Genomic DNA, 25,787 nt, shown 5'->3' with positions numbered 1-25,787 from the left:
GTTAATCACCTTCGGTTCCCGGCGGCGCAGGCGCGTCAGCCGGTAATTGTGTCGTGTTGTCGCCCAGTAAAATATGGTCGAGTATCTGCCGCGAAATCGTCCCCACTGCCGGACCTGCACCGCCGTTCTCCAGAACGACAGCCACCGCCACCGTAGGTTTGTCGAACGGGGCAAACGAGGTCATCAGTTTGTGGTCGCGCAGATGCTCTGCAATCTTATGCGCATTATAGATTTCATTGGCTTTCAAACCGTAAACTTGTGCGGTACCGGATTTTGCCGCCGCTTTGTAAGGGGCATCGGCAAAATATTTGCGTGCGGTGCCGTTCGGCCGGTTAGCCACGCCGTACATGCCGTCTTTGGCAATTTCCCAGTAACCGGAATGGATATCCCCAATCTGGGTGGTTTCCTGCTGCTGATAAGGGACCTGCTTCCCTTCCACTTTCGTGCTCAGCAACAAATGCGGCGTTTTCACATTGCCGTCGTTAATCAGGGTGGTCATGGCTTTCATGATTTGTATTGGCGTTGCGGTCCAGTAGCCCTGACCGATCCCCACCGGAATGGTGTCACCCTGATACCAGGGTTTCTTGAAGCGTTTAAACTTCCAGTCGCGGTTTGGCATATTGCCGCTGCGCTCTTCCGACAAATCGATGCCGCTGTAATGACCGTATCCGAATTTGCCCATCCATTCTGACAGCCGGTCGATGCCCATATCATAGGCCACCTGATAGAAGAAGGTATCGGCCGATTCCTCAAGGGATTTGGTGACGTTCAGGCGGCCATGACCCCAGTGTTTCCAGTCACGGTAGCGTTTATCAGAACCCGGCAACTGCCACCAGCCCGGATCAAACAGGGAGGTGTTTTTGGTGATCACACCAGAGGTGAGTGCGGAGACGGCAATATAAGGTTTCACCGTCGACGCTGGCGGGTAAACCCCCTGCGTCGCCCGGTTGATCAGCGGTTTGTTCGGATCGTTTAACAAGCCGCTGTAATCTTTGCTCGATATGCCATCCACGAACAGGTTCGGGTCATAGCTCGGGTTGGAGACCAGCGCACGGATCGCGCCATCGCGCGGATCGGTGACCACGACGGCGGCACGGCTGCCGGTCAGCAATTCTTCAATGTATTTCTGCAACGGCAGGTCAATGGTCAGGTAAATGTCTTTACCGGCCTGCGGTGGCTCTTCGTGCAACTGGCGGATGACGCGCCCGCGGTTATTGACCTCAACCTCTTCATAGCCTGTTTTGCCATGAAGCGTGTCTTCGTAATAACGCTCGATGCCCAGCTTGCCAATATCGTGTGTGGCGGCGTAGTTGGCCAGAATGCCATCTTTATCCAGACGCTCAACGTCACGATCATTGATTTTCGACACATAGCCGATGACGTGCGTCAGTGCAGAACCGTACGGGTAATAGCGACGCTGATAGCCTTTGACTTCAACGCCGGGGAAATGGAACTGATTGACGGAGAAACGCGCGACCTGAACTTCCGTCAGGGCCGTTTTGACCGCAATAGAGGTAAAGCGTCGTGAACGCTGGCGCTCTTTTTTGAAGTTATCGATATCTTCCGGGGTGAGATCGACAATCGGCTTGAGACCTTCAAGCGTGGCCTGCAAATCGTCCACTTTTTCCGGCACCAGTTCCAGCTGGTAAATGGTGCGGTTCAGGGCCAGCGGGGTGCCATTGCGATCGTAGATAATCCCGCGGCTGGGCGCGATGGGCACCAGCTTGATACGGTTATCATTAGAACGGGTTTGGTAATCCTGAAAACGGACTATTTGCAGATTATAGAGATTAAAGGCTAAGACGCCGCTAAGTAGCAGAATGCCGATGAACGCCACCAGTGCACGGCGCACAAAGAGGGCTGATTCAGCCGTATAGTCGCGAAAAGGGTTACGATCTATTTTCATCCCACTACTTAATTCATGTTGCTGACATTCACCACCCGTTATTCGCGGTGGTATGGATGATTAGTGGTAATACTCCAGGCGCGGTAAAGACTTTCCGCGACCAGAACCCGAACCAGCGGGTGAGGAAGTGTCAACGGCGAGAGCGACCAGCTCTGTTCCGCTGCGGCTTTACAGGCCGGCGCCAACCCTTCCGGTCCGCCGATTAACAGGCTGACATTGCGCCCGTCCTGTTTCCAGCGTTCCAGTTGTTGCGCCAGTTGCGGGGTTTCCCACGGTGTGCCCGGAATATCGAGCGTCACAATGCGATTTCCCTTACCGACGGCAGCCAGCATCAGCTCGCCTTCTTTTTCAAGAATGCGTTTGATATCTGCATTTTTCCCACGTTTCCCGGCCGGAACTTCAGTCAGTTCAAACGGCATGTCTTTAGGGAAACGGTGCAGATAATCGTTAAAACCGGTTTGTACCCAGTCAGGCATTTTTGTGCCGACGGCGACAAGTTGCAGCTTCACGCATCAGCCCCAGAGTTTCTCAAGCTCATACAGCTGGCGGCTTTCTTCCTGCATTACATGGACAATTACTTCGCCCAGATCAACCACGACCCAGTCGGCTTCGTTAATGCCTTTCACACCCATCGCATCCATACCTGCCGCTTTCACTTCTTCAACCAGATGTCCGGCGATAGAAATGACGTGGCGGCTTGAGGTGCCGGTGCAAATGATCATGCAGTCAGTAATACTGGATTTACCTTTAACATCAATCGCGATGATGTCTTGTGCTTTCAGGTCATCGACTTTATCGACAACAAAATCTTGGAGCGCTTTACCTTGCAAAGGTTCCCCCTGGGGATGTTTGAAACAATTGACCTCACGAGATGATCGCCGGTGTGGCACCGAAGCAACGGGCAATCTCATGATGGATAAACATAGCGGTTGTCCGGAAAACACCTGAAAACAGTGAATAATCAATACATTGTATCGGTTAGTTTCGCAGCGTTATCGGGAGCCGAAATTAAGCGGCGCAGTATAGCACGCGTTAGCTACTGGCGGTACAAGCCCTGTGATTCTATATAGCGTTCAACGGCGAAAGGCAGCAAATCTGAGCAATCAAGCCCCGCATGACGGCGCTCACGAATTTCAGTTGCCGAAATATTCAGCAGCGGTGTATTGGCCTGATAAATGAATCCGGCCGGTTTTTGCTTCAGCGCATCGGGATGGGTCACCCGGTGCGTGTCATACCAGTGCTGAAGTGCCGGTGTATCAAGATGCTCCTGATAGCCCGGCCGCGCCATCACCACGATATGACAGAAATCCAGTAACGACTCCCAGCGATGCCACTTGTGAAGCGTCAGTAACGAATCCTGGCCAATGATAAACGCCAGCGGGCAATTATCGCCATGTTCTTTACGTAACGTTGCAAGTGTCTCAATGGTATAGGAGGGCGTTTCAACCGCCAGTTCGCGCGGATCAACGGTAAACAGCGGATTACCCGCCACGGCAAGTCTGGCCATTTCCAGACGCTGTTGGGGGGTTGCTTCAGGCTGCGGGCGGTGTGGAGGAACATTATTGGGCAACAGAACCACACGTTCAAATCCGGCTTGTTCTGCCAGACTGGCAACGGGTTTCAGATGACCATAATGAATGGGATCGAAGGTTCCGCCAAAAAAAGCCAGCAGCGATGCAGAAGGGGAATGTGGAGTGCTCTGCGGCATACTGTTCTCCTGCTTCAATACAAATCCGAACCGGTAAACAGGGTGGGTAACGGTTTGCCGCACAATAACATGGAGAGGCTTTCCAGCTCAGACCATACGGACTGACCGTAATCCTGCTTCAGGGTGATTTCCATTTGCGTCAGTAAACGCACCGCCAGCGACAGTTGCTCAGCCGACAAACGTTGCACAGCCTGCGTCACCAGCGCGCGCCGGTTTTGCCAGACTTTTTGCTGATCAAACAGCGTGCGCAGCGGTATGGTATCCATTTTTCGTTTCAGATTCAGCAGCATCAGAAGTTCGCGTTGCACGGTGCGCAGCAAAATAACCGGTTCGCTGTCTTCCTGTTGCAGCTGTCGTAAAATATGCCAGGCACGTTTACTTTTTCCGGCAAGGATCGCATCCAGCCAGTGATACGGCGTGAAGTGTGCAGCGTCATTGACCGCCTCTTCGACGCGCGGCAGCGTGAGTTTTCCATCCGGATAGAGCAGGGAAAGACGCTCCAGAGACTGCGCTAATGCCAGCAGGTTACCTTCGTAGCAATAACACAAAAGCTGATTGGCTGGCTCATCAAGCTCAAGGGACAACTCTTTGGCCCGGCGGGTCACCCAGCGCGGAAGTTGTGCCTGTTCAGGTGTCTGACAACTGACAAAAACGCCTTTATCACTCAGCGCCTTAAACCACGCGCTGTTCTCCTGCCCTTTGGTCAGCTTAGTACCGCGCAACAGTAACAGGATATCGTCGTGCAAAAGGGTCGTCAGTTTCAGTAACTGTTCTGCCATCGGCGCCGTGGGGCCGTTTTCAGGCAGGATCAGCATCAGTGTCTGACGGCTGGCAAAGAGACTCAGTGCCTGACAGATACTGAAGATCGAGTCCCATTCGGTATGGTTGTCGAGCACATAGGTGTAATGTTCCTGAAAGTCAGCGTGCTGAGCCGCTTTACGGATGCTGTCCTGACTTTCCTGGAGAAGCAGCGGGTCATTTCCACACAGCAAATAACAAGCGCGCAGCCCCTCACGGAGCTGCGCGGCAAGTTGTTCCGGATAAACTCGGATCATTGTGCGGAAGTGCTGGCCGGTGTCGTTGATAATACGGACGTATCAGACGACGTGGTGGTAGCCGCATCAGAAGCCTGGCTGGCCGATGAACCCGTCGTAATCACTTCGACTTTGCCATCGACTTCTTCGGCTTTATGCAGTTCTGAAGCATGTACCGTCAGAAGTTTACGGATCAGTTGCTGTGCCGCCTGCTGACGCATTTCTTCTTTGATGATGTCTTCTTCATTATCCTTTGCCAGCGCCGTTAACGGGTTGTCAAAGAATGAACGGAACACCGTCACATGAAGCGGGTAAATATCTTTACCCGGCATCAGAACGGTCGCATTGACGCTCATCTTCATCTGGTATTCAGCGGTTTTACCGTCCTGGAAGATGGACGCCGTACTCTTACCGCTGGTTTCTCCGGCAATGCGCAGTGACGGTATATCCTTACGCAGACCCGTCGGATCATCAACGATGGTCACATTGGAAAGACGTAACTGAGTACGAATATCACGCGTCAGCGGACCATAAGGATCCGCACTGTCCAGAACGATAGTTCGCAGTTCGTCAGGCACATTGGTTTTTCCACGTAAATGGAAGCCACAGCCTGCGGTAACCATCACTGCTGCGGTCAGCAGCAGTGTCACTATACGATGTCGCACAGATCCTCCTTGACTCAACCTACCACCAGGTTAAGCAGTTTGCCCGGGACGTAGATTACTTTGCGAACCGTAACCCCATCCAGATATTTTGCGACCAAATGTTCTTCTGCCGCACGCTCGCGCACTTGTTGCTCGGTAGCATCAGCGGCTACGGTGATTTTAGCACGCACTTTACCATTCACCTGTACAACCACCAGTTTGGAATCTTCCACCATGGCTTTTTCATCAGCCTGAGGCCACGGCGCAGTATCCACATCGCCTTCGCCTTTCAGTGACTGCCAGAGGCTGAAGCAAACGTGTGGCGTGAACGGATAGAGCATACGGACGACGGCCAGCAGGGCTTCCTGCAACAACGCGCGATCCTGTTCGGTCTCTTGCGGTGCACGGCCCAGTTTGTTCATCAGTTCCATTACCGCAGCGATCGCGGTGTTGAAGGTCTGACGACGGCCAATATCATCGGTCACTTTGGCGATAGTTTTGTGCAGGTCGCGACGCAAATCTTTTTGCGCTTCATTCAGTGAAGCCACATCCAGAGCAGCAACCGGGCCTTTTTCTGTGTGTTCGTAAGCCAGTTTCCAGACACGTTTCAGGAAGCGGTTCGCCCCTTCAACCCCGGATTCCTGCCATTCCAGCGTCATTTCTGCCGGAGAAGCGAACATCATAAACAGACGCACCGTATCTGCGCCGTATTTATCCACCATGACCTGCGGGTCGATGCCGTTGTTTTTAGACTTGGACATCTTGCTCATGCCGGCATAAACCAGCTCGCGACCTTGCGGATCGGTGGCTTTGGTGATGCGGCCTTTCTCGTCACGCTCAACAGTGGCATCCGTCGGGGAAACCCAGATACGTTCGCCGTTGCTGCCGGTGTGGTAGAAGGCATCCGCCAGCACCATACCCTGACACAGAAGTCGTTTGGCAGGCTCGTCAGAGTCCACCAGACCGGCATCACGCATCAGTTTGTGGAAGAAGCGGAAATACATCAGGTGCATGATGGCGTGTTCGATGCCACCGACATACTGATCGACCGGCAACCAGTAGTTGGCCGCAGCCGGATCCAGCATCCCTTCGTCGTATTGCGGGCAGGTGTAACGCGCGTAATACCAGGAGGATTCCATGAAGGTGTCGAAGGTGTCGGTTTCACGCAGACCCGGCATACCGTTAACCGTGGTTTTTGCCCACTCTGGATCGGCCTTAATCGGGCTGGTGATCCCATCCATCACCACATCTTCCGGCAGAATAACCGGCAGCTGATCTTCTGGTGTCGGAATAACGGTGCCGTCTTCCAGCGTGATCATCGGGATAGGTGCGCCCCAGTAACGCTGACGGGAGACGCCCCAGTCGCGCAGGCGATAGTTCACTTTGCGCTGACCGACACCCTGAGCAACCAGTTTATCGGCAATGGCATTGAAACCGTCTTCGTGGTTCAGACCATCGAATTCACCGGAGTTGAACAGCGTGCCTTTTTCCGTCATCGCTTCTGCGCTGACGTCAGGCTGGCTGCCGTCCAGATTCAGGATAACCGGCTTGATCTGCAGATCGTATTTGGTGGCGAATTCCCAGTCGCGCTGGTCGTGGCCAGGCACGGCCATCACTGCGCCGGTACCGTATTCCATCAGCACGAAGTTGGCAGCCCAGATTGGCAGCTTCTCACCAGACAGCGGGTGGATCGCATACAGACCGGTTGCCATCCCTTTTTTCTCCATCGTTGCCATTTCTGCTTCGGCAACTTTGGTGTTACGGCATTCGTCGATGAAATCGGTTAGGGCAGGATTGTTCTGTGCGCCCCGTTGCGCCAGCGGATGACCCGCAGCCACCGCAACATAGGTCGCGCCCATGAAGGTATCAGGACGGGTGGTGTAAACCGTGACTTTTTCGTCACTGTCAGCCACGTCGAAAGTGATTTCCACACCTTCGGAACGGCCAATCCAGTTACGCTGCATGGTTTTCACCTGCTCCGGCCAGCTTTCCAGCGTGTCCAGATCGTTCAGCAACTGATCGGCGTAATCGGTGATTTTGATGAACCACTGAGGAATTTCTTTACGCTCAACTTTGGTATCGCAGCGCCAGCAGCAGCCGTCGATCACCTGTTCGTTCGCCAGAACGGTCAGGTCGTGCGGACACCAGTTCACAGCGGAGGTCTTCTTATAAACCAGGCCTTTTTCGTAAAGCTTGGTGAAGAACCATTGTTCCCAGCGATAATAGTCAGGCTTACAGGTCGCGACTTCACGATCCCAGTCATAGCCGAAGCCCAGCAATTTAAGCTGGTTCTTCATGTATTCGATATTTTCGTAAGTCCACGGCGCAGGGGCTGTGTTGTTCTTCACCGCAGCACCTTCAGCCGGCAGGCCGAATGCATCCCAGCCGATAGGCTGCAGGACGTTTTTACCGAGCATGCGCTGATAACGGGAAATCACGTCACCGATGGTGTAGTTGCGCACGTGTCCCATATGGAGACGACCTGACGGGTAAGGCAACATGGAGAGGCAGTAATATTTCTCCTTACCAGGCTGTTCGGTAACTTTGAAGGTTTGCTTCTCTTGCCAGTGAAGCTGAACGTGTGACTCGATGTCTTCTGGACGGTATTGCTCTTGCATGGCGGCCGGTGGTCCTGTGAGTGAAAACAGCTACGCCTGTAGCTCAAAAAGTTTTAATCAAAAGATCCGCATAGCATAGCTGATAAGGGGTTGGCGCAACAACACTCAGCGAAGGCTAAAGGGGATTTCTGTCCTCTTCTGGCGCAATATTCATAATCTGCGAGCCAGCCCGGGATAATCTGCGCCACGGATCAGGGATTTACGACTAAAATAAAGACAGTGCGCTCCCGCCGTGAAAATGGTTATGACAGTTCAAGGAGAGGAAATATGAGCAATATTACGCAATCTTACCGTCAGCTGGTGACATCACTGACCGAACGGATAAAAAATGGGGAACGTGATATCAGCGCGCTGGTGCAGGATGCCCGCGTCAGGTTGCAGGAAGAGGGCAAGTTGACGGAAATCCAGATTGAGCAGTTAACCTCAGCAGTACGCCGCGATTTGCATGAATTTGCCCGCAGTTATGAAGAAAGCCAGCAGGCAGTGGCGGAAGATGACGGCACAGACAGTGTCTTCCTGCGGGTGATTAAAGAGAGTTTGTGGAAAGAGCTGGCGGACATGACCGATAAAACCCAGCTTGAATGGAAAGAAGTGTTCAAGGATGTGAGCCATCATGGGATTTATCACAGCGGGGAAGTGGTCGGATTAGGAAATCTGGTGTGTGAAAATTGTCATTTCCACCTGGCGGTATATACGCCGGAAATTCTGAGCAAATGCCCGAAATGTGGCAACACCGAATTCTCACGCCGTCCGTTCGAACCTTAAACTTCAGCAACCTGCCCCGCAGACGCGGAGCAGGTTTTCTTCAATGTCTTAGTGCAGGATTTTCGCCAGGAAGTCACGCGCACGATCGGATTCCGGATTATTGAAGAAATCGTCTTTATTCCGATCTTCCACAATCTTGCCTTCGTCCATGAAAATCACGCGGTTGGCCACTTTACGGGCGAAGCCCATTTCGTGGGTCACGACCATCATCGTCATGCCTTCGTTGGCCAGTTCAACCATCACATCCAGCACTTCGTTGATCATTTCCGGATCCAGTGCTGACGTCGGTTCGTCAAACAACATGGCGATCGGATCCATGCATAACGCACGGGCAATCGCCACACGCTGCTGCTGACCACCGGAAAGCTGACCGGGGAATTTATTGGCGTGGGCGGATAAACCGACGCGATCTAATAACTTCAGGCCCTTATCTTTCGCTGCCGCTTTATCACGTTTCAATACCTTGACCTGCGCCAGCGTCAGGTTATCGATGATAGACAGGTGCGGGAACAGTTCGAAATGCTGGAAAACCATGCCGACTTTGGCACGCAGTTGCGCCAGGTTGGTTTTCTTGTCATTGACCGGCGTCCCGTTGACCAGGATTTGGCCTTTCTGAACAGGTTCCAGTCCGTTTACGGTTTTGATCAGCGTCGATTTCCCGGAGCCTGACGGCCCGCACACCACCACAACTTCACCTTTTTTAACTTCGGTGCTGCAATCGGTAAGCACCTGAAAGTGCCCGTACCATTTAGAAACATTCTTCAGTGAAATCATGAAACGGTCCTTTTCTTCAAATAACGCACCAGCAAGGAAGCGGAAAGGCTGATAACAAAGTAAATAAGTCCTGCAAACAGCACCATCTCCACCAGCGTACCGTCACGGTCGCCAATGTTAGAGGCACTGCGGAAGAAGTCTGCGAGGCCCAGTACATACACCAGTGAGGTATCCTGGAATAGCACAATGGCCTGCGTCAGCAGTAATGGCACCATGGCACGGAAAGCCTGCGGCAGGATGACCAGCTTCATGGATTGCCATTGGGTCATGCCCAGCGCCAGAGCGGCGGAGGACTGGCCGCGCGCGATGCTGATGATCCCGGCACGAATAATTTCTGAATAATAGGCCGCTTCAAAGAGGGCAAACGCCACCATCGCAGAAATCAGGCGGATATCGGTTTTAGGCGACAGCCCGAGTACTTTTTGCAGAAAGCCCGGCACAATCAGATAAAACCACAACAGCACCATCACCAGCGGAATGGCACGGAACACATTGACGTACGCCGAGGCAAACCAGCTGAGCGGTTTGAACGTTGATAAGCGCATGACCGCCAGCAAGGTTCCCCACAAAATACCGACAACAATCGCCAGCGACGTGATCTTCAGCGTGATGACCATGCCTTGCCACAGATAGGGCAGGCCGGGACCAATAGAACTCCAGTCAAATTCATGCATGCTTATTTCCCTCCCATGTTGCCCGGCAGGCGGACTTTACGTTCTACGAAATGCATCAGCAGCATGATGACGGCATTGATAAGGACATAAGCAACGGTGATGGCTGTGAATGATTCATAGGCATGCGCCGAGTAATCCAGCAATTTACCGGCTTGTGCGGCCATATCGACCAGACCAATGGTCGAGGCGATGGCGGAGTTTTTCACCAGGTTGACCATCTCTGAGGTCATCGGCGGCACGATCACACGGTAAGCATTGGGTAACAGCACATAGCGGTAGGTTTGCGGCAGCGTCAGGCCCATCGCCAGTCCGGCGTTGCGTTGTCCGCTGGGCAGGGACTGGATCGCCGCACGTACCTGTTCGCACACGCGGGCGGCGGTGAACAAGCCAAGGCAAATCACGGATGAGGTGAAGAACTGCACGTCAGGCGCCAGTTCGGATTTAAACCACATGCCGATATTTTCAGGCAGCAGTTCAGGCACCACCAGATACCAGATAAAGAATTGCACAATCAATGGCACGTTACGGAACAGTTCGACGTAACAGGTACCAATGCCTGAGAGAATACGGTTGGGGACGGTACGTAAAATACCGAACAGAGAGCCGACGAAGAAGGCGATAATCCATGCACAAATCGACAATGCGACAGTGACCTGAAATCCATTCCAAATCCAGCCCAGATAGGTGGTATTACCGAAGGGGGCTTGTTGCAAAAAGATGCCCCAGTTCCAATCTATTGACATAAAAACTCCGTAAAACGGGTAATAAATTACCCTCTGAGTGATGACGTAATCCGCGTGAATAAAAAGAGGAAAACGCGGGGTGGGGAACGACCACCCCGCATCCGGTCTGCATCATCACAGGCTGGTGGGCCAGCCTTATACTTTAACTACACTTCTCTTGGTTATACCCGTCTGTCTGGTATTTCTTACAGCGCTTTATCGTTAGGCGCTTTGAACAGGGCTTTCATGTCATCAGACAATTCAAAGTTCATGTTCAGGTTTTTCGGAGGGATCGGTTTTTTGAACCAGGTTTCAAACCATTTAGAGGCTTCGCCCGAGGACTGAGCTTTCACAATGGTGTCATCCACCAGTTTTTTGAATTCCGCATCGTCTTTACGCATCATGCAGCCGTATGCTTCTTTGGATTGCGGTGTGCCGACGATTTCCCAGTTGTCTGGTTTCTTGGCTTTCGCACGTTCACCCGCCAGCAGAGCGTCATCCATCATGAAGGCAACGGCGCGGCCTGTTTCCAGTGTACGGAAAGAGTCACCGTGGTCTTTCGCGCTGATGATGCGCATTTCCAGTTTTTTCTCTTCGTTGAGCTTGTTGAGCAACACTTCAGAGGTTGTCCCGGAGGTCACCACCACGGTCTTGCCTTTCAGGTCAGCAAAATCTTTGATGTCTGAGCCTTTTTTCACCAGCAGACGCGTACCGATCACGAAGATGGTGTCTGAGAAGGCCGCCTGTTGCTGACGTTCCAGGTTGTTGGTGGTTGAACCACACTCAAAATCGTAGGTGCCGTTTTGCAGCAGCGGGATACGGTTCTGTGAGGTGATCGGCATCATTTTGACCTGCAGGTTTGGCAGGTCCAGTTTCTTCTTCACTGCATCAACGATGGCGTCAGAATAGTCCTGTGAGTAACCGACGACTTTCTGTTCATTGTTGTAGTAGGAGAATGGCACTGAGGATTCGCGGTGACCCACAACGATAACGCCATTGTCTTTAATTTTTTTCAGGGTGCCGGTCAGTTCTTCTGCGTGAGCAAAGCTGCTTACGGTAACGCTTGCCAACAGTACTGATAACGCCAATTTGCGCAATTGCATGTCCAACTCCTTGCTGTCATTAGGGATCCAAACTCTGGGATCAGAAAGTACTAATGCCTCGTCATATGAAGCTAGAAAATAGCTGAATGTGAATATTATGAAACCATATTGTTTCTTTTTTGAGACGAGACGCGCACCAAATCAAAGCAATCAAATGGCTATGCACTGATAAAGTGCATGAGGAGCAGCCTTTTTGTATCAAAATGATGCATGACGTCAAAAAAAATCACTAAACAGATATCTTTCAATCAGATGTAGCAAGAGTCGTGCCAGATGGCCTGATTTAACTTCATAAGCGGTTAAATCGGCAGGGCTTAATGCGGCAGTTGTGACAATCAACAGCAGGTAAAAGGGAGGGGCAGAGGAGGGCGATAAGCGGTGCGACAAAAAAGAACAGGCACCCCAAAAGGTGCCTGTGTTAACGAAGAAAGGGCATGACTCAGGATTTGCGACGAGCCAGCCACAGCGCAACCGCCGCCATGACAAGCGTAGCAAACCACACCGGCCACCAGCCAGCGCGGGCGTAAGGTGTCATACCGGTCGTTGGCGTGACCTTCACGTTCAGCACCTGACGGGTAAACTGCGGGATTTCATGGGTCACATCACCCTGAGCATTCACCACAGCGGTAATGCCGTTATTGGTGCTGCGCAGTAACGGGCGGCCCAGTTCCAGTGAACGCATACGCGCCATCTGGAAGTGCTGCCACGGACCAATCGAATGTCCGAACCAGGCGTCGTTGGAAATCGTCAGCAGGAAATTGGTGTCCGGACGCAGATTGTCACGCACCTGTTCGCCAAACACCACTTCATAACAAATCGCCGTGGTCATATTGAGTCCGCTGACAAACAGCGGTTTCTGCACGTATTCACCGCTGGTCAGCCCGGACATCGGTAAATCGAAGAACGGTGCCAGCGGGCGAAGAAGGGCTTCCAGCGGCACGAACTCACCGAAAGGCACCAGATGGTGTTTGTTGAAGCGATTCTCGTCCGGATAGTGATACGGCTGTTCACCGCCGAGCACGATGGCGCTGTTATAGACCTTCATGCCTTCTTCATTACGGCGGGCATCAATAATGCCGGTAATGAGCTGGGTGCCGTGTGCGCGATAGATATTATCCACCATGCTCAGGAAACCCTGCTGATCGGACTCAATGTCGGAAATCGCTGATTCCGGCCAGATGATCATGCTGGATTTGCCGACGTACGGACGGCTGAGATCCAGATAGGTCTGTAAGGCACTTTCCAGCGCTTTCGGATCCCATTTCATGGATTGCGGAATATTGCCCTGAACCAGCGCCACATCGACGGTTTTGTCCGGCTGTTCCTGATACCAGTGGATGTAACGCAGCGGCCATGGCAACAGTAGCATGACGACGGCAACGATCCCCGGCGTCCAACGGCGCTGACAGACGGCATACACAATCAGACCGCTCAGCGAGGTCAGTAACAGGGTAATGCCGTCAACGCCGGTGATCGGCGCAAGACCTTTCAGCGGGCCGTCGATCTGGCTGTAGCCAAACTGCAACCACGGGAAACCGGTCAGTACCCAGCCGCGCAGGAATTCGGTTATTTGCCACAATGCCGGTGCACCAAGTGCCAGTTTCCACCAGGTGGTTTTTGGCCACAGTTTGCTGAACAAGCCCGCAAACAGCATCGTGTACAGCGACAAATAGGCCGCCAGCAAAACGACAAGGAAAAGGTTAATGGCTTCAGGCATGCCGCCAAAGGTGGCGATGCTGACATACACCCAGTTGACGCCGCTGCCAAACAGCCCCATTCCCCAGAAGAAGCCGAGCAGCGCGGCCTGCGCCGGGCGGCGATCCAGCGTTAATGCCAGCAAGCCGCACAGCGAAATAATCGCCGCAGGCCAGAAGTCATAAGGGGAAAATGACAGCGTGCCACAGGCACCGAAAAAGAGCGCCAGCAGGGCGCGAACCCGCTGGCGTTGATATAAAGAGGCAATTGCCATGGAGTAATTATTCTTCCAGTATCGGTTGCGGCGCGTCGTCCGGTATTTTTACGTGAACCTGAATGATACGGCGGCTGTCTGCCATCGCAACCTTGAACAGGTAACCGTCAATTTCAATGCTTTCGCCACGTGCCGGTAAATGGCCGAATGACTGCATCACCAGACCGCCAATGGTATCGACTTCGTCGTCACTGTAATGGGTCTGGAACACTTCATTGAAATCTTCAATCGGTGCCAGCGCGCGGACGGTATAGGTATGGCGGCTGAGCTGGCGGATATCCAGATCTTCCGCTTCGTCGTACTCATCATCAATTTCGCCGACGATCAGTTCGAGAATATCTTCGATAGTGACCAGACCGGAGACGCCGCCAAATTCATCAACGACAATCGCCATATGGTAACGCTGGGAGCGGAATTCCTTCAGCATGCGGTCAACGCGTTTGCTTTCAGGAACCACGACTGCGGTTCTCAGCACCTTATCGATGCTGAATGGCTCAGACGCTGAGCGCATAAACGGCAGCAGGTCTTTGGCCATCAGGATGCCTTCAATGTGATCCTTATCTTCGCTGATCACCGGGAAGCGTGAGTGTGCGGATTCGATGATCACATCGAGGCACTCTTCCAGCGGCTGATTGCGTTTAAGCGTGATCATTTGTGAACGCGGGATCATGATGTCCCGGACGCGCTGCTCGGCGATATCCATCACGCCTTCCAGCATGTCACGGGTATCGGGGTCGATCAGATCGTTTTGTTCTGAATCACGGATCAGCTCAACCAGATCACCACGGTTTTTAGGTTCACCGTGAAAAAGCTGGCTAAGGATAAGGGAAAAGAAGCCCTTCTTGGGACTGGGGCTGTCACTATTTTGTGAATGGTCATCGCTCATGGCGTTTGGTTTTTTTTACTCGTGGTTAGTGAAAATTATGCGAAACGCCTGCGGATTAAAACCTTATCAGGCAGGCGTTAAGCGAGTTGACTGCGATACTCAGTGATCTTCTTTTTCTGAAATATACGGATCCGGATAACCCAGGCCCTGCATGATTTCAGTTTCAATCGATTCCATCTCTTCGGCTTCTTCGTCAACGATATGGTCATAGCCCAGCAAATGCAAACTGCCGTGGATCACCATATGCGCCCAGTGGGCCAGAAGGTCTTTTTCCTGCTCTTTCGCTTCTTTCTCGACGACCTGACGACAAATAATCAGGTCACCGAGAAGCGGCATCTCCATACCCGGAGGTGCTTCGAACGGGAAGGATAACACGTTGGTCGGCTTATCCATGCCACGATAAGTCATATTAAGCTCATGGCTTTCAGGGATATCGACCAGACGGATGGTCACTTCCGATTCTTCCTGGAATTGCGGCAACACCGCTTCCAGCCATTTCTGAAAGTCATTTTCTGACGGTAAACCTGCTGCATCTTCGCAGGCAATTTGTAAATCGAGGATTACCGTATTCATTGACTGACCTGTTGTGTGGCGTTGGACTGATGTTCTTGTTTACGCTCTGCGGCAATGGCATCGCGGCGTTTTTGGTCTTCTTCTTCCCAGGCCTCATAGGCGACAACGATGCGTGCAACTACCGGATGGCGCACCACGTCTTCACTGTGGAAGAAGTTGAAACTGAGTTCTTCGACGGAGGACAGCACCTCAATCGCATGGCGCAAACCTGATTTCTGATGGCGCGGCAAGTCGATTTGCGTGACGTCGCCGGTGATCACCGCTTTGGAGTTAAAGCCAATACGGGTCAGGAACATCTTCATCTGTTCGATAGAGGTGTTCTGGCTTTCATCAAGAATAATAAAGGCGTCGTTCAGCGTACGGCCACGCATGTAAGCCAGCGGGGCGACCTCAATCACGTTGCGCTCAATCAGTTTTTCCACTTTCTCGAAGCCAAGCATTTCAAACAAGGCGTCATACAGCGGGCGCAGATAAGGATCCACTTTCTGGCTGAGATCGCCCGGCAGGAAGCCCAGTTTTTCACCGGCCTCTACCGCAGGACGGGTCAGCAGAATGCGGCGCACTTCCTGACGTTCCAGCGCATCGACGGCAGCAGCCACCGCGAGGTAGGTTTTACCGGTACCCGCAGGGCCAATGCCGAAGGTGATGTCATGGTCGAGAATGTTGGCAATGTACTGCGCCTGATTTGGCGTACGCGGCTTCACCATCCCGCGTTTGGTTTTGATGATGACGGCCTTGCCGAAATCCGGCACGCTTTCGGCCGTTTGTTCCAGCACCCGGCTTTCTTTGATCGCCAGATGGATTTTTTCAGGATCGATATCCTGGATTTCACCGCGCAGCGGCGCAGTGTCTACGTATAAATCACGCAGGATGTCGGCGGCTGCCGCAACAGGCAGACTCTTACCGACCAATTTAAACGCGTTATCACGACGGTTGATTTCAACGCCCAACCGGCGTTCCAGTTGTTTGATATTGTCATCAAACGGCCCGCACAGGCTCAGCAAACGCTGGTTGTCTTCGGGCTCCAGTAAAAGCTCTTGTGTTACAACGTTCAAACGAATCCTTTGGGTCACTTGGGACCAGTTTACCCTTCATACTTCACGCTGCAGAGGCGTTGGCTGCATTCACTCACCCGAATTTGCCGCGTTTCTGCAACCCGAATTATTTCGGGTACGTTTTATGAAACACCCGGCTGATTACTGCTTTCAGCCGTCAACCATACCTGAGTTAATAATACATGCCCTTGGCAAAATATGCTGCGTCGTGGCGGCAGTTGCAGGCACCTTCATCCGGATATGCGGCCTTTGCTGGAAAATTAAACCCTTGGGATGAAGGTATCAGCGAAAATCTCAAAAGAAACAGGACGCCGTAGCGCCCTGTCGAGATCAGGTCATGCATCATTCTGATGATTCAGGGTTGAAACATTCCAACGCCCAATTCATTTTCTTTACGGGTGCGTTTAATGACCGATTGCGGCGATTCATGCAGACGCAGTGCCATCTGTTCTTCGGTACGGACAACCACACCGCGCAGCGAGTTGGCATAGACATCGACAATCTCGACATCCACGAACTTACCAATCATATCCGGCGTGCCTTCGAAATTGACCACGCGGTTACATTCGGTACGGCCCGTCAGTTCCATAATGTCCTTGCGGGATGTCCCTTCCACCAGAATGCGCTGAACGGTGCCCAGCGTGGCGCGGCTGAAACGCATAACCTGCTGAGTGATCCGGTCCTGTAACAGCGCCAGACGCTGTTTCTTCTCGTCCATGCTGACATCATCCACCATATCGGCGGCAGGTGTCCCCGGACGAGGGGAATAGATGAAGCTGAAACTGACGTCGTAATTCACCTGGGTGATCAAATCCATCGTGCGCTCGAAATCATCATTCGTTTCGCCGGGGAAACCGATGATGAAATCGGAACTGAAATGAATATCAGGACGCGCGGCGCGCAGCTTACGGATAGTGGATTTGTATTCCAGCACCGTATGAGGGCGCTTCATCATCGTCAGAATGCGGTCTGAACCGCTCTGGATTGGCAAATGCAGGAAGCTCACCACTTCAGGCGTGTCTTTGTAGACGTCAATAATGTCGTCGGTAAATTCCACCGGATGACTGGTGGTGAAACGGATTCGGTCGATACCGTCAATGGCAGCGACCAGACGCAGCAATTCGGCAAAGGTACAGACGCCGCCATCAAACGCGTCACCACGATAGGCATTGACGTTCTGGCCCAGCAGGTTGACTTCACGCACGCCCTGCGCGGCCAGTTGGGCCACTTCAAACAGCACGTCATCGCACGGGCGGCTGACTTCTTCACCGCGCGTATAAGGCACGACGCAGAAGCTGCAATATTTGTTGCAGCCTTCCATGATGGAGACAAAAGCGGTCGGACCGTCGGCGCGCGGTTCCGGCAGCCGGTCAAACTTTTCGATTTCAGGGAAGCTGATATCGACTACCGGGCTTTTGGTGCCTCGGACGTGATTCACCATCTCCGGCAGGCGGTGCAGGGTTTGCGGGCCGAAGACGATATCGACACAAGGCGCACGCTTGCGCAGCATTTCGCCTTCCTGTGAAGCGACACAGCCACCGACGCCGATGATGATGTTTGGGTTTTTCTTCTTCAGTAACTTCCAGTGTCCGAGCAGGCTGAACACCTTCTCTTGTGCTTTTTCCCTGATCGAGCAGGTATTCAGCAGCAGAATATCTGCTTCCTCAGCGTTATCCGTCAGCTGGTAACCGTGGGTGCTGTCGAGAAGATCGGCCATTTTGGATGAATCGTATTCATTCATCTGGCAGCCCCAGGTTTTTATGTGCAGTTTTTTAGTCATCAGCGTGTCAGTACTCAATACGGGGAACGTTAGATCGGCAGTGCCGCAGTGCATAGCATGGTTCTGGGGCGCTATTGTAAACCCTCCCTCCGGTGCTGACCAGTGCAGGAAAGCAGCTTAGACCCTGATGCGGGCACAAAAATCCGGTACACTTCGCATAATGAACTGAACAGAAAGCCGGAATAAAATGAATCATTCTGAGAAGACATTTGATGCAGTAATTGTCGGGGGAGGCATGGTCGGTGCCGCCGCCGCGCTGGGGCTGGCACAACAGGGGCTACAGGTCGCGCTGGTGGAAAATGCACAACCCGCTGTCTTTGACCCCTCTGCTCCCACTGATTTACGTATCTCTGCCATTGGTTGCGCCTCTGTGCGCTTCCTGCAAAAGCTGGGTGCGTGGGATGCGGTAGCGGCAATGCGCGCGGTGCCTTACCGCCGTCTGGAAACCTGGGAAGTGGATGGCTCTGATGTGAAGTTTGACGCGCAATCGCTTGGGTTGCCTGAACTCGGGTTTATGGTAGAAAACCCGGTGCTCCAGGCTGCGTTGTGGCAGCAGTTCGACGCATTCACCAGTCTGACCCGCTTTTGTCCGGCAAAGTTACGCCATCTTTTGCAACACGATGATAAAACCTGGTCACTGCAACTGACCACGGGGGAATTATTGCGCGCACCTTTGGTGGTGGCTGCCGATGGCGCAAATTCTTTGGTGCGGCAGTTGGCCGGGATTGGTGTGGATGGCTGGGAATACCGCCAGCATTGCATGCTGATCAATGTCGAGACCGCCACGCCGGATCAGGATGTAACGTGGCAGCAGTTTTTCCCTTCCGGCCCGCGGGCATTCCTGCCGCTTTCCGGCCATCAGGCCTCTCTGGTCTGGTATGACAGTCCGCAGCGTATCCGTTATCTGAAAACACTGAATATGCAACAGCTCACGTCAGAAGTGATGCAGGCTTTCCCCGCACGACTGGGGGCGGTGAAGGCGCTCAATGCCGGTGCCTTCCCGCTGGTACGCCGTCACGCTCAGCGGTACGTGTTACCGGGGCTGGCGCTGGTAGGGGACGCGGCGCATACCATCAATCCGCTGGCAGGGCAGGGCGTGAATCTGGGATACCGTGACGTGGAAGCCTTGTTATCCGTACTGGAGAAGGCGCGTGATCATGATGAAGCGTGGAGCAGCGAAAAAGTGTTGTTACGTTATCAGCGTCAGCGCCGTCTGGACAATTTACTGATGCAAAGCGGCATGGATTTGTTCTATACCGCGTTCAGCAATGACCTGCCGCCGGTAAAAGCCTTGCGAAATCTTGCGCTGATGGCGGCACAGCGTGCCGGGGGGCTGAAGACCAAAGCCCTGAAATATGCCTTAGGGATTTAATGTGTTCCGGGCAAACCGCGAAATATCGGTTTGCCTTTTGTTTTTTGCTGACGAAACGACAAATAGCAGAAAGCCCGCACGAGGCGGGCTTTCTTAATGTGGCTGGGGTGCCAGGATTCGAACCTGGGTATGCTGGTATCAGAAACCAGAGCCTTACCGCTTGGCGACACCCCAATTTTGTTTCTCACTACCTTTTGAGCAGTGTACTGCAAGTAAAATGGTGGCTACGACGGGATTTGAACCTGTGACCCCATCATTATGAGTGATGTGCTCTAACCAGCTGAGCTACGTAGCCAAATTTTACTGACTTACTTCAAAACTTCAAGCACTAATTTAACTAACTTAATAATAAATTTCAAGTGCTTACCAATTATACAGAAAGAAGTATGGCTGGGGTACCAGGATTCGAACCTGGGAATGCTGGTATCAAAAACCAGTGCCTTACCGCTTGGCGATACCCCAACTGTGCTGCCGACTCTATGAAATGGTGCGGGAGGCGAGACTTGAACTCGCACACCTTGCGGCGCTAGAACCTAAATCTAGTGCGTCTACCAATTTCGCCACTCCCGCAAAAAAGATGGTGGCTACGACGGGATTCGAACCTGTGACCCCATCATTATGAGTGATGTGCTCTAACCAACTGAGCTACGTAGCCATCTTTTTTCGCGCAACCTTCATCGGCGTTGCGGGGCGCATTATGCGTATATGACCGTTTTGCGTCAACACCTTTTTTGGAGAAAAAGGCCTGATGGCGTCCATTTGTCTGGCTTATAACCACTCTGGTGATTAATTGGGCAAAAGACATTATTTTTACTGGCTTTACGCATAAAAAAACGGGCCTGAGAAGGCCCGTTTGCAACAAGGAGATTGACCGGTAAATCGTTTATTTGTAAGCGGACTGATGCACGCCAACCGCACGGCCAGAAGGATCGTCCATGTTTTTGAACGCTTCATCCCACTCAATGGCTTTCGCAGAAGAACAGGCCACTGACGGGCCACCAGGCACGCATTCTGCGGCGCTTGGAACCGGGAACAGTTCTTCAAAAATCGTCCGGTACAGGTAGCCTTCTTTAGATGTCGGCGTGTTATACGGGAAGCGGAAATGCGCCGTTTCGAGCTGTTGGTCAGTGATCTGCTGGGATGCCACTTCTTTTAAGGTATCGATCCAGCTGTAACCAACGCCGTCAGAGAATTGTTCCTTCTGACGCCATGCCACGCTGTGTGGCAAATAAGACTCGAAACATTCACGCAGGATATGTTTTTCCATCTTGCCGTTGCCGCACATCTTGTCTTTCGGGTTGATACGCATGGCGACGTCGAGGAATTTTTTATCCAGGAACGGTACGCGGGCTTCAACACCCCAGGCGGACATCGCTTTGTTGGCACGCGCACAGTCATACATGTGCAGCGCCAGCAATTTACGCACGGTTTCTTCATGGAATTCTTTGGCGTTTGGCGCTTTGTGGAAATACAGATAGCCACCCAGCACTTCGTCAGCGCCTTCGCCAGACAACACCATCTTGATGCCCATCGCTTTGATTTTACGCGACATCAGATACATCGGAGTGGAGGCACGGATCGTGGTGACATCGTAAGTTTCGATGTGATAAATCACGTCACGGATCGCATCCAGACCTTCCTGCACGGTGAAATGAATTTCATGGTGCACGGTGCCCAAATGGTTTGCCACTTCCTGCGCGGCACGCAGATCCGGTGAACCTTCCAGACCGACAGCAAAAGAGTGCAACTGCGGCCACCAGGCTTCGCTTTGATCTTTATCTTCGATACGGCGACCGGCAAATTTCTTGGTGATGGCGGAAATCACGGAGGAATCCAGACCACCGGACAGCAACACGCCATAAGGTACGTCAGACATCAGGTGACTTTTCACCGATTCTTCCAGCGCATCTTTCAATGCGGCTGCGTCAGTGACGTTGTCTTTGACGTTTTCGAAGTCAAACCAGTCGCGCTGGTAGTATTCGCGAATTTCACCGTCCTGGCTCCACAGATAGCTGCCTGCCGGGAATTCTTTGATGGTGCGGCAAACCGGCACCAGCGCTTTCATTTCTGACGCCACATACATGTTGCCGTGTTCGTCATAACCCATATACAGCGGGATAATGCCTAAATGGTCACGGCCAATCAGGTAGGCGTCTTTTTCTGTGTCATACAGAATAAAGGCGAACATGCCTTGCAGTTCATCGAGGAACTCCGGGCCTTTTTCCTGATACAGCGCCAGAATGACTTCGCAGTCAGACGCGGTCTGGAACGCATATTTGTCGCCCAGTTCAGCACGCAGGGCCTGATGGTTGTAGATTTCGCCGTTAACAGCCAGAACGTGAGTGTGTGCTGCGTTGTAAAGAGGCTGTGCGCCGTTGTTCACGTCGACAATGGACAGGCGCTCATGCGACAGAATCGCTTTATCGCTGGCAAACACACCGGACCAGTCGGGTCCGCGGTGACGCATCAGGCGCGACAGTTCCAGCGCTTTTTTGCGCAGCTCGACGGAGTCAGTTTTGATATCGAGCACACCGAAAATTGAACACATATTACTTTCTCCCTAACGACGTTTCTCTGGCTGTCATTTTTATGATTACGAATGAGGATCAACGTTGCCGTTCCTGCAATTTCAGTCGGCGTTGTTGCGTTGCTGACTATGAAAATGCGTCATAACCCCTATGTTGTGCAAGCGGTTTAACGCTCTTCTGATAAATAGTTGGTTGATGACCGGTGATCTTTAACGAATTCTCAGTTTTATGGTGATTTTATTAGTGGATTATTAATTTAAGCGTGAAAAATTGACGAGGATTCAAAAAAAGGGAAAAGTGGATAAAAATCAGTCAGCAAGACGAAAAAAAACGAGCCTGAATAGCAATCCGGGCTCGTTTTCAAATGCTTAGGAAAAAGATTAAATGACGTCGATATCGGCCACGGAAGGGTAAATCCATGTCGGACGGAAAGGCATACCTTCAATATCATTGAGGGTGGACACGCCGGTCAGCACCAGAATGGTTTCCAGACCTGCCTGAAAGCCTGCCAGAATGTCGGTACGCAGATTGTCGCCCACAATGACGGTATCTTCGGAATGCGCCTGCATTTTATTGAGCGCCGAGCGGATAATCCACGGGCTTGGCTTGCCGACGTAGAATGGCTGGCGGCCGGTAATCTTCTCGATAGGCGCGCACAACGCGCCACAGGCAGGGACAAAACCGTGCCCGTGATTATCAGGATTGGTGGCGATAAAGCGCGCACCGTTTGCCACGAAATACGCGGCTTTATGGATCATGTCCCAGTTGTATGAACGGGTCTCGCCAACAATCACGAAATCAGGGTTGATATCGGTAATGGTGAAACCGGCTTTATACAGTTCGTGGATCAGCGCGCCTTCACCCACGACATAGGCTTTTTTGCCTTCCTGACGTTTGAGGAAATCAGCAGTCGCCATCGCAGAGGTGAAAAAGGCACTTTCAGGGACGTCGAGACCGGCGGCGCCGAAGCGGTTTGCCAGATCCTGTGCTGTCTGGGAAGGGTAGTTCGTGAGAATGACCAAAGGCATTCCCTGTTCCTGGATCCGGGCCAGAAAACGATCGGCGCCGGGTACTGCGGTATTGTCGTGCATCAGCACGCCATCAATGTCACAAATTACGTTCTTTATTGTCATGATTTCCAAACCCACATTTTCAGTCCCCTTTCTGACAGCCAGATACTATAGCACGCCTCAGTTTTCCATCAGGCGCTGTAACAGAACCCCGTTGAGCATCGCCCGTTTGACCAGGGCAAATGCGCCAATGGCTGACTGATGATTCAGGGCTGACGTCACAACCGGTAAATTACGGCGGAAATCTTTCAGAACCTGCGCATTAATGCAGTTCTGAATGGCCGGAAGCAGGACCTTATCCGCTTCGGTAATTTCACCGGCAATCACGACTTTTTGCGGATTAAACAGGTTTATCGCGATCGACACGCCTTTGCCCAACTGGCGGCCCACGTGTTCAATCACTTCCGTCGCCAGCGCATCGTGGCGGTTGGCTGCTTTGCAGATCGCGGAAATAGAGCAGTCATCGAGGCTGAGCTTACTGGCGTAGCCTTGTGTCAGCAGATGGCGCACGCGGTTTTCGATGGCGGCGTTCGCGGCCACGGTTTCCAGACAGCCGAAATTTCCGCAATGACAGCGTTCGCCCAGCGGGTCGATCTGGATATGACCGATTTCACCGACGTTGCCGTTACTGCCGAGAAAAATCTGCCCGTTAACGATGATCCCGGCACCGGTACCACGGTGTAAACGAACCAAAATGGAGTCCTGACAGTCGCGGGTTGCACCGAAATAGTGCTCGGCAAGCGCCAGACTGCGGATATCGTGACCGACAAAACTGGTGACTTTAAATTTTGCTTCCAGCGCATCCACTAATTTCCATGCGCCGACGCTGATATGCGGCATGTAGCGCACGATACCTTTATTCGGATCCACCAGACCGGGGAGGATGACGGAAATGGCAATCAGCTCGCGGATCTTGCGCTGGTTCAGCTCAATAAATTGACGGATGGCCTCAAAGAGCGCGTTCTCCAGCGTTTCCTGAGTGCGTTCCGGCAGGGCGTAATGTTGTTCCGCCAGTGATTTGGCGCTGAGATCGTAGAGCGTAATCGTTGCGTCATGGCGGCCAAGACGCACGGCGATAGTATGGAAAGGGCGGGTTTCTGTGATGATAGAAATGGCGCGGCGACCACCGGTGGAAGCCTGCTGATCGACTTCTTTAATCAGCCCGCGCTCAAGTAATTGTCGGGTAATTTTGGTCACACTGGCGGGCGCTAACTGACTCATGTCGGCAATCTGAATGCGCGAGATGGGACCTTGTTGGTCAATCAGGCGGTAAACCGCCGCGCCGTTTAACTGCTTAACCAGATCAACGTTGCCGATTTGTGCCTGCTGTCCGCCAGTTGTCATCAATGCTGTTATCCGCTCAATTAAACTTCGTCACCATTAACGATAGTTTTTGTGATTTTAAAATCATGAGTGAACGCGGTGAGGTTGGCGACTTTACCTGCTTCAATGCTGCCCAGTTGGCTGTCAACACCAATGGCGCGTGCCGGATAAAGCGATGCCATACGCAGCGTTTCATCCAGCGCAATCCCGACATGTTCGACGCTGTTTTGCACCGCTTCAATCATTGTCAGGGCAGAGCCGCTCAGTGTTCCGTTTTCGTCCACACAGAGTCCGTCACGGTAGTATATTGTTTTACCGGCAAAAATGAACTCATCAATATTCGCACCTGCGGGCGCAGTGGCGTCAGTGACCAGCACCAGCTTCTCGCCTTTGAGCTTTTTCGCGTTGCGGATATTCGCCCAGTCGACGTGCAGGCCGTCAGCAATCACTCCGGTATAGACTTCCGGCGTATCGAAGATTGCACCAATCAGGCCAGGCTGACGGCCGGTGATGGCAGGCATTGCATTATAAAGGTGCGTGGCGAAGCTGATACCGGCCGCGAAACCTTCACGCGCCTGTGCGTAAGTTGAATTTGAGTGGCCTGCGGAAATCACAATACCGGCGTCGCGCAACTGGCGGATATATTTCGCTTCAACCTGTTCTGGCGCGAGCGTCAGCTGGCTGATGACATCCGCATTGGCGCACAGGAAATCGATCATGGCGCTGTCTGGCAGACGAATAAAGGCCGGATTATGCGTGCCTTTTTTCTCCGGGCTGAGGTACGGCCCTTCAAGATGCAGACCGAGCGCCTGATTCGGATATTTTTCCAGATAGGTACGCATCACGCTGATACCGTGTTTCATGTAGTCATCGCTACAGGTGATCAGCGTCGGTAAGAAACTGGTACAGCCCGATTTTTCATTGGCTTTCTGCATGATTTCTAACGTTTCCACGGAAATCGCTTCCAGTGAATCGTTGAACTGCACGCCGCCACAACCGTTCAGTTGCAGATCGATAAATCCGGGGGCAAGAATGGCGCCGTCCAGACTGCGGGTTTCCACATTCGCCGGCAATTCACTCACCGGGCAGACACGTTCGATTTTGCCATCCGCAATCACTACCGCGTGGTTATCCAGAACGTCATGACCGGTATAAACCCGGCAGTTCACTAATGCGTACATCATGCCCCCATTCCCCTTTATCCTTTGAGCCGCAGCGGCGTTGGCTACCTTTACTCACTCCGGTCACTTACTTCAGTAAGCTCGCGGAGATTCGTTCAGTTG

The 25,787-nt window shown here is 52.6% G+C and carries 22 protein-coding genes and 5 tRNA genes; 2 read left to right on the top strand and 25 right to left on the bottom strand.

Annotated features, from left to right (window positions below; all coding sequences use genetic code 11):
- Window position 1: 1 nt before the first annotated feature.
- The 7 genes from mrdA to leuS form a co-directional block, all read right to left on the bottom strand.
- On the bottom strand, window positions 2–1,906 hold the full coding sequence (mrdA, locus tag EYY67_RS01355) for a peptidoglycan DD-transpeptidase MrdA (RefSeq protein ID WP_095921152.1): 1,905 nt from the start codon (window positions 1,904–1,906) through the stop codon (window positions 2–4).
- Window positions 1,907–1,944: 38 nt separating this feature from the next.
- Complete coding sequence (gene rlmH / locus EYY67_RS01350) at window positions 1,945–2,415, bottom strand: 23S rRNA (pseudouridine(1915)-N(3))-methyltransferase RlmH (protein ID WP_112287631.1); 471 nt, start codon at window positions 2,413–2,415, stop codon at window positions 1,945–1,947.
- A 3-nt stretch (window positions 2,416–2,418) separates the two neighbouring features.
- Window positions 2,419–2,736 (bottom strand): ribosome silencing factor, encoded by a 318-nt coding sequence (gene rsfS / locus EYY67_RS01345; protein ID WP_095921154.1) that lies wholly within the window; start codon window positions 2,734–2,736, stop codon window positions 2,419–2,421.
- Between the two features lie 206 nt (window positions 2,737–2,942).
- The gene (gene nadD, locus EYY67_RS01340; protein WP_131692648.1) at window positions 2,943–3,614 is read right to left on the bottom strand and encodes a nicotinate-nucleotide adenylyltransferase; all 672 of its coding nucleotides are present in this window, start codon (window positions 3,612–3,614) and stop codon (window positions 2,943–2,945) included.
- 14 nt (window positions 3,615–3,628) lie between these two features.
- Complete coding sequence (gene holA, locus EYY67_RS01335; protein ID WP_131692647.1) at window positions 3,629–4,669, bottom strand: DNA polymerase III subunit delta; 1,041 nt, start codon at window positions 4,667–4,669, stop codon at window positions 3,629–3,631.
- Entirely contained in the window at window positions 4,666–5,313 is a 648-nt protein-coding gene (gene lptE / locus EYY67_RS01330; protein WP_131692646.1) for an LPS assembly lipoprotein LptE, read from the bottom strand. The genes holA and lptE overlap by 4 nt, the downstream gene beginning before the upstream one ends.
- 14 nt (window positions 5,314–5,327) lie before the next feature.
- Window positions 5,328–7,910 carry a leucine--tRNA ligase gene (gene leuS / locus EYY67_RS01325; protein ID WP_131692645.1) on the bottom strand — a complete coding sequence of 861 codons (2,583 nt, stop codon included), beginning with the start codon at window positions 7,908–7,910 and terminating at the stop codon, window positions 5,328–5,330.
- A 267-nt stretch (window positions 7,911–8,177) separates the two neighbouring features.
- Between leuS and EYY67_RS01320 the strand changes: the two genes are divergently transcribed.
- Entirely contained in the window at window positions 8,178–8,675 is a 498-nt protein-coding gene (locus tag EYY67_RS01320; protein WP_095921159.1) for a zinc ribbon-containing protein, read from the top strand.
- A 48-nt stretch (window positions 8,676–8,723) separates the two neighbouring features.
- On the opposite strand, the gene EYY67_RS01315 is transcribed toward EYY67_RS01320, so the two are convergent.
- From EYY67_RS01315 to miaB, 9 genes are all read right to left on the bottom strand, one after another.
- Window positions 8,724–9,449, bottom strand: coding sequence for an amino acid ABC transporter ATP-binding protein (locus tag EYY67_RS01315; RefSeq protein ID WP_095921160.1), 726 nt, complete (start codon window positions 9,447–9,449; stop codon window positions 8,724–8,726).
- Window positions 9,446–10,123 (bottom strand): glutamate/aspartate ABC transporter permease GltK, encoded by a 678-nt coding sequence (gene gltK / locus EYY67_RS01310; protein ID WP_095921161.1) that lies wholly within the window; start codon window positions 10,121–10,123, stop codon window positions 9,446–9,448. The genes EYY67_RS01315 and gltK overlap by 4 nt, the downstream gene beginning before the upstream one ends.
- Before the next feature lie 2 nt (window positions 10,124–10,125).
- Window positions 10,126–10,866, bottom strand: a complete 741-nt coding sequence (locus EYY67_RS01305; RefSeq protein ID WP_095921162.1) for an amino acid ABC transporter permease — start codon at window positions 10,864–10,866, stop codon at window positions 10,126–10,128.
- 185 nt (window positions 10,867–11,051) lie between these two features.
- Complete coding sequence (locus EYY67_RS01300) at window positions 11,052–11,948, bottom strand: amino acid ABC transporter substrate-binding protein (protein WP_095921163.1); 897 nt, start codon at window positions 11,946–11,948, stop codon at window positions 11,052–11,054.
- A 439-nt stretch (window positions 11,949–12,387) separates the two neighbouring features.
- Entirely contained in the window at window positions 12,388–13,917 is a 1,530-nt protein-coding gene (gene lnt, locus EYY67_RS01295) for an apolipoprotein N-acyltransferase (RefSeq protein WP_131692644.1), read from the bottom strand.
- A gap of 7 nt (window positions 13,918–13,924) precedes the next feature.
- Window positions 13,925–14,803 carry a CNNM family magnesium/cobalt transport protein CorC gene (corC, locus tag EYY67_RS01290; RefSeq protein WP_095921165.1) on the bottom strand — a complete coding sequence of 293 codons (879 nt, stop codon included), beginning with the start codon at window positions 14,801–14,803 and terminating at the stop codon, window positions 13,925–13,927.
- Between the two features lie 99 nt (window positions 14,804–14,902).
- Entirely contained in the window at window positions 14,903–15,376 is a 474-nt protein-coding gene (ybeY, locus tag EYY67_RS01285; RefSeq protein ID WP_131692643.1) for an rRNA maturation RNase YbeY, read from the bottom strand.
- A complete protein-coding gene (locus EYY67_RS01280) occupies window positions 15,373–16,449 on the bottom strand; it encodes a PhoH family protein (RefSeq protein WP_095921167.1) in 1,077 nt (358 codons plus the stop codon). Before EYY67_RS01280 ends, ybeY begins: the two co-directional genes overlap by 4 nt.
- A gap of 337 nt (window positions 16,450–16,786) precedes the next feature.
- Window positions 16,787–18,211: a tRNA (N6-isopentenyl adenosine(37)-C2)-methylthiotransferase MiaB gene (miaB, locus tag EYY67_RS01275; protein ID WP_131692642.1), complete on the bottom strand. Its 1,425-nt coding sequence runs from the start codon at window positions 18,209–18,211 to the stop codon at window positions 16,787–16,789.
- A gap of 187 nt (window positions 18,212–18,398) precedes the next feature.
- On the opposite strand from miaB, the gene ubiF reads away from it, so the two are divergent.
- Window positions 18,399–19,583, top strand: coding sequence for a 3-demethoxyubiquinol 3-hydroxylase (ubiF, locus tag EYY67_RS01270; protein ID WP_131692641.1), 1,185 nt, complete (start codon window positions 18,399–18,401; stop codon window positions 19,581–19,583).
- 99 nt (window positions 19,584–19,682) lie between these two features.
- Here the strand turns inward: ubiF and EYY67_RS01265 are convergent.
- The 9 genes from EYY67_RS01265 to nagA all read right to left on the bottom strand — a co-directional run bounded on the left by EYY67_RS01265 (window position 19,683) and on the right by nagA (window position 25,685).
- Window positions 19,683–19,757, bottom strand: a tRNA-Gln gene (locus EYY67_RS01265).
- 44 nt (window positions 19,758–19,801) lie between these two features.
- Window positions 19,802–19,878: transfer RNA gene (locus EYY67_RS01260), tRNA-Met, on the bottom strand.
- A gap of 92 nt (window positions 19,879–19,970) precedes the next feature.
- A tRNA-Gln gene (locus EYY67_RS01255) sits at window positions 19,971–20,045 on the bottom strand.
- A gap of 23 nt (window positions 20,046–20,068) precedes the next feature.
- Window positions 20,069–20,153, bottom strand: a tRNA-Leu gene (locus EYY67_RS01250).
- A gap of 8 nt (window positions 20,154–20,161) precedes the next feature.
- A tRNA-Met gene (locus tag EYY67_RS01245) sits at window positions 20,162–20,238 on the bottom strand.
- Window positions 20,239–20,466: 228 nt separating this feature from the next.
- Window positions 20,467–22,131, bottom strand: a complete 1,665-nt coding sequence (gene asnB / locus EYY67_RS01240) for an asparagine synthase B (RefSeq protein ID WP_095921170.1) — start codon at window positions 22,129–22,131, stop codon at window positions 20,467–20,469.
- Window positions 22,132–22,491: 360 nt separating this feature from the next.
- A complete protein-coding gene (locus EYY67_RS01235; protein ID WP_095925081.1) occupies window positions 22,492–23,244 on the bottom strand; it encodes an HAD-IIA family hydrolase in 753 nt (250 codons plus the stop codon).
- Window positions 23,245–23,301: 57 nt separating this feature from the next.
- Window positions 23,302–24,525 carry a DNA-binding transcriptional regulator NagC gene (nagC, locus tag EYY67_RS01230; protein ID WP_095921171.1) on the bottom strand — a complete coding sequence of 408 codons (1,224 nt, stop codon included), beginning with the start codon at window positions 24,523–24,525 and terminating at the stop codon, window positions 23,302–23,304.
- A gap of 20 nt (window positions 24,526–24,545) precedes the next feature.
- Window positions 24,546–25,685, bottom strand: coding sequence for an N-acetylglucosamine-6-phosphate deacetylase (gene nagA, locus EYY67_RS01225; RefSeq protein ID WP_119827444.1), 1,140 nt, complete (start codon window positions 25,683–25,685; stop codon window positions 24,546–24,548).
- Between the last annotated feature and the right edge of the window lie 102 nt (window positions 25,686–25,787).

The sequence above is a fragment of the Rahnella victoriana genome, assembly GCF_004330295.1.
In the GTDB taxonomy this organism is placed as follows: domain Bacteria; phylum Pseudomonadota; class Gammaproteobacteria; order Enterobacterales; family Enterobacteriaceae; genus Rahnella; species Rahnella victoriana.
Note: the sequence above shows the minus strand (reverse complement) of the source record. Positions and strands in the feature narration are given on the sequence as shown.

What these genes read in the sequence shown, in the direction of transcription:
- mrdA (WP_095921152.1), bottom strand. Translation starts at nt 1,906, where the DNA reads ATGAAAATAGATCGTAACCCTTTTCGCGACTATACGGCTGAATCAGCC.
- nadD (WP_131692648.1), bottom strand. Translation starts at nt 3,614, where the DNA reads ATGCCGCAGAGCACTCCACATTCCCCTTCTGCATCGCTGCTGGCTTTT.
- holA (WP_131692647.1), bottom strand. Translation starts at nt 4,669, where the DNA reads ATGATCCGAGTTTATCCGGAACAACTTGCCGCGCAGCTCCGTGAGGGG.
- leuS (WP_131692645.1), bottom strand. Translation starts at nt 7,910, where the DNA reads ATGCAAGAGCAATACCGTCCAGAAGACATCGAGTCACACGTTCAGCTT.
- EYY67_RS01320 (WP_095921159.1), top strand. Translation starts at nt 8,178, where the DNA reads ATGAGCAATATTACGCAATCTTACCGTCAGCTGGTGACATCACTGACC.
- EYY67_RS01315 (WP_095921160.1), bottom strand. Translation starts at nt 9,449, where the DNA reads ATGATTTCACTGAAGAATGTTTCTAAATGGTACGGGCACTTTCAGGTG.
- gltK (WP_095921161.1), bottom strand. Translation starts at nt 10,123, where the DNA reads ATGCATGAATTTGACTGGAGTTCTATTGGTCCCGGCCTGCCCTATCTG.
- EYY67_RS01305 (WP_095921162.1), bottom strand. Translation starts at nt 10,866, where the DNA reads ATGTCAATAGATTGGAACTGGGGCATCTTTTTGCAACAAGCCCCCTTC.
- EYY67_RS01300 (WP_095921163.1), bottom strand. Translation starts at nt 11,948, where the DNA reads ATGCAATTGCGCAAATTGGCGTTATCAGTACTGTTGGCAAGCGTTACC.
- lnt (WP_131692644.1), bottom strand. Translation starts at nt 13,917, where the DNA reads ATGGCAATTGCCTCTTTATATCAACGCCAGCGGGTTCGCGCCCTGCTG.
- corC (WP_095921165.1), bottom strand. Translation starts at nt 14,803, where the DNA reads ATGAGCGATGACCATTCACAAAATAGTGACAGCCCCAGTCCCAAGAAG.
- ybeY (WP_131692643.1), bottom strand. Translation starts at nt 15,376, where the DNA reads ATGAATACGGTAATCCTCGATTTACAAATTGCCTGCGAAGATGCAGCA.
- miaB (WP_131692642.1), bottom strand. Translation starts at nt 18,211, where the DNA reads ATGACTAAAAAACTGCACATAAAAACCTGGGGCTGCCAGATGAATGAA.
- ubiF (WP_131692641.1), top strand. Translation starts at nt 18,399, where the DNA reads ATGAATCATTCTGAGAAGACATTTGATGCAGTAATTGTCGGGGGAGGC.
- asnB (WP_095921170.1), bottom strand. Translation starts at nt 22,131, where the DNA reads ATGTGTTCAATTTTCGGTGTGCTCGATATCAAAACTGACTCCGTCGAG.
- EYY67_RS01235 (WP_095925081.1), bottom strand. Translation starts at nt 23,244, where the DNA reads ATGACAATAAAGAACGTAATTTGTGACATTGATGGCGTGCTGATGCAC.
- nagC (WP_095921171.1), bottom strand. Translation starts at nt 24,525, where the DNA reads ATGACAACTGGCGGACAGCAGGCACAAATCGGCAACGTTGATCTGGTT.
- nagA (WP_119827444.1), bottom strand. Translation starts at nt 25,685, where the DNA reads ATGTACGCATTAGTGAACTGCCGGGTTTATACCGGTCATGACGTTCTG.